The sequence below is a fragment of the Vogesella lacus genome, assembly GCF_979366295.1.
Genome location: NZ_CEETQT010000071.1, coordinates 1 through 204, shown reverse-complemented (window position 1 = coordinate 204; position 204 = coordinate 1). Strand labels below are relative to the sequence as shown.

Sequence of the window (204 nt, the reverse complement as noted above, 5' to 3'; positions counted from 1 at the left end):
GCGAGTACATCGAACCAGTAGGTGAAGTCGAACAGAAACTGGCCGCCATCTGGGCCGAGGTGCTGGGGGTGCAGCAAGTTGGCCGCAACGATAGCTTCTTCGAGCTGGGCGGGCATTCGCTGTTGGCGCTGACGCTACTGGAACGCATGCGTCGCGACGGCTTTAGCGTGTCGGTGAAGACGCTATTCCAGCAGCCGGTGCTGG

The 204-nt window shown here is 61.3% G+C and carries 1 protein-coding gene; it reads left to right on the top strand.

Annotated elements, in window-relative coordinates; translation table 11 throughout:
* On the top strand, positions 1-204 hold a 204-nt coding region (locus ACZ9W6_RS17770), incomplete at both ends, for a phosphopantetheine-binding protein (RefSeq protein WP_465192507.1).